The 2,891-nt window shown below is 73.2% G+C and carries 1 protein-coding gene; it reads right to left on the reverse strand.

Going from position 1 to position 2,891, the window contains the following annotated elements; all coding sequences use genetic code 11:
- Window positions 1–2,891: amino acid adenylation domain-containing protein (locus ACFWPS_RS53865; RefSeq protein ID WP_383721887.1), on the reverse strand; the 2,891-nt coding region annotated here is incomplete at both ends.

The following is a 2,891-nucleotide window of genomic DNA, read 5'->3' on the forward strand; positions in this document are numbered from 1 at the left end:
TCGCCCCGGTAGGTGGGGGTGGCGGGGCGAGGCCGGTCGGTGGGCAGTTCGATCTCGACCGGGAGAGCGGCGAGGGCTTCGCGCCAGTGGTCCAGTTGCGGGCCCTCGACCGTGTCGAGGAGCTGCTGCTGCCACAGGGTGTAGTCGGCGTACTGGACGGCCAGCGGTTCCCAGTCGGGGGCGCGGCCGGCCAGCTGGGCCCGGTAGGCCGCCGACAGATCGGCCCCCAGCGGGCCCATGGAGGCGCCGTCGCTGGCGATGTGGTGGAACAGCAGGTGCAGAACGTGGTCGTGCTCGGCGATCCGGACGAGCGAGGCGCGCAGCGGCAGGTCACGGCTCAGGTCGAAGACATGACCGGAGAGCCCGGAGAGGACGGCCTCCAAGTCCCCTTCCGTGCCGCAGGCGACCCGGTGCAGGACGACGTCCGCCGTGTCGAGGACCGTCTGGACGACGTGTCCGGCGTCCTCGCGGAACACGGTGCGCAGGCTTTCGTGGCGGGTGACGACGTCGCCCAGGGCTCGCTCCAGGGCGGTGGCGTCCAGCTCGCCGCGGATGCGGTAGCTGACCGGGGCGTTGTAGGTGGTGCCGGGCCCTTCCAGCTGGTCGAGGAACCACAGGCGCTGCTGGGCCGCCGAGGCGGGCACCGTCTCCGGGCGCTCCGCGGCCGTCAGCGCCGGACGGGCCCCGTCCGTCGCCGTCAGGCGCGCGGCGAGGCCGCCGGGCGTGGGGGCCTCGAAGACGGCGCGGACGGAGAGTTCGCTGCCGAACGCGGTGCGGATGCGGCTGATGAGGCGGGTGGCGAGCAGGGAGTGGCCGCCGAGGGTGAAGAAGTCGTCGTCCACGCCGACCGTGTCGGCGCCGAGGATGTCGGCGAACAGCTCGCAAAGGGCCCGCTCTTCGGCGGTGGCCGGGAGACGGTCCGAGGTGCCGGCGTACACCGGCGCCGGCAGGGCCTTGCGGTCCAGCTTGCCGTTGGCGGTCAGCGGCAGGACGGGCACCTCGACGAAGGCCGAGGGGACCATGTACCAGGGGAGGGCGTCGGCCAGGTGGGCGCGGAGCGCTGCGGTTTCGATCTGCTTGCCGGCGCGGGGCACGACGTAGCCGACGAGCCGCTTGTCGCCGGGCCGGTCCTCGCGGACCACGACGGCGGACTGGGCGACGGGCGGGAAGGTGCCCTGCGCGGACTCGATCTCGCCGAGCTCGATACGGAAGCCGCGGATCTTCACCTGGTCGTCGGCCCGGCCCAGGTACTCCAGGCGGCACGCCGAGGTCCAGCGCACGACGTCTCCGGTACGGTACATCCGGTCGCCCGGCGCCCCGAAGGGACAGGCGACGAAACGGGCCGCGGACAGGTCGGGCCGGCCCAGATAGCCGCGGGCGAGGCCGTCGCCGGAGACGCAGAGCTCTCCCGGCACTCCGGCGGGCACCGGGCGCAGCAGGTCGTCCAGGACGTACAGGCCGAGGTCGGGGATGACCTCGCCGATGACGCTGCCCGGCAGCGTGGCCGCCTTCTCGCGGTCGAGGGCCTGATAGGTGACGTGCACCGTGGTCTCGGTGATGCCGTACATGTTCACCAGGACCGGAGCGTTGTCGGCGTGCCGCGCGTACCAGTCGGCGAGCTGGCGCAGGTCGAGCGCCTCGCCGCCGAACACGACGGTCCGCAGCGCGAGCCGGTCGCCGACCGCGGGGTTCTCGGCGTCGGCCTGGACCAGCTGGTAGAAGGCGGACGGCGTCTGGTTGAGCACGGTGACGCGCTCGGCGGCGAGCAGCCGGAGGAAGTCCGCCGGGGTGCGGCTGACGGAGTACGGGACGACCACGAGCCGGCCGCCGTGCAGCAGCGGGCCCCACAGTTCCCAGACGGAGAAGTCGAAGGCGTACGAGTGGAAGAGCGTCCACACGTCGTCGGCGTCGAAGTCGAACCAGTGGCGGGTGGCCGCGAAGAGACGCGTGACGTTCCGGTGCGGCACGACGACGCCCTTGGGGCGGCCGGTGGAGCCCGAGGTGTAGATGACGTACGCCGTATGGCCGGGCAGCAGTCCTCCGGTGCCCGGGGCGGTCGTCGCCGCCTTCGCCAGGCGCCGGGCGGTGTCCGGCGTGTCGAGCGGCAGGACTGGAGTGTCGCGGGGCAGCCGCTCCGCGAGGTCGCCCGCGGTCACCAGGAGGACGGGGGCGCCGTCCTCCAGCATGTACGTGATGCGGTCGGCCGGGTAGTCGGGGTCGACCGGCAGATAGGCGGCTCCCGCCTTGAGTACGGCGAGCAGGGCGACGACCAGGTCGGTGGACCGGGGCAGGGCGACCGCGACGAGGCGGTCGGGACCGGCGCCCCGCTCGGCCAGCAGATGGGCCAAACGGTTGGCACGCGCGTCGAGTTCGGCGTACGTGGTGTGCTCGCCGTCGAAGGAGACGGCGACGGCGTCCGGGGTACGGTCGGCCTGCGCGGCGAACAACTCGGGCAGGGTCGCTTCCGCCTCGCCGAACACGACGGGCGCGGTCAGCAGGGCCGCGCGCTCCTCGACGCCGAGGATGTCGAGGGAACCGATACGAGCGGCCGGGTCGGCGGCCCCCGCCTCCAGGACGCGGGTGAAGCGCTCGACAAGACGCAGGGCGGTGGCCTGGTCGAACAAGTCGGCGGAGTAGCCGACGGCGATCCGCAGCGGGCCCGGGCGGCCGTCCGCGGCCGTGCCGGCGCGCAGGTTCAGCGACAGGTCGAACTTGGCACCGTCACGATTGACCGCGTGCCCCTCCACCGGGGCGCCGCACAGGTCCAGGGTGGCGCCGGTCTCGTCGGTGACCTGGAGCATGATCTGGAAGAGGGGGTGGCGGGCGGTGGAGCGGGGTGGGTTGAGGGTCTCGACGACGCGTTCGAAGGGGACGTCCTGGTGGCTGTAGGC

The sequence above is a fragment of the Streptomyces sp. NPDC058457 genome (assembly GCF_042720695.1).
In the GTDB taxonomy this organism is placed as follows: Bacteria; Actinomycetota; Actinomycetes; order Streptomycetales; family Streptomycetaceae; genus Streptomyces.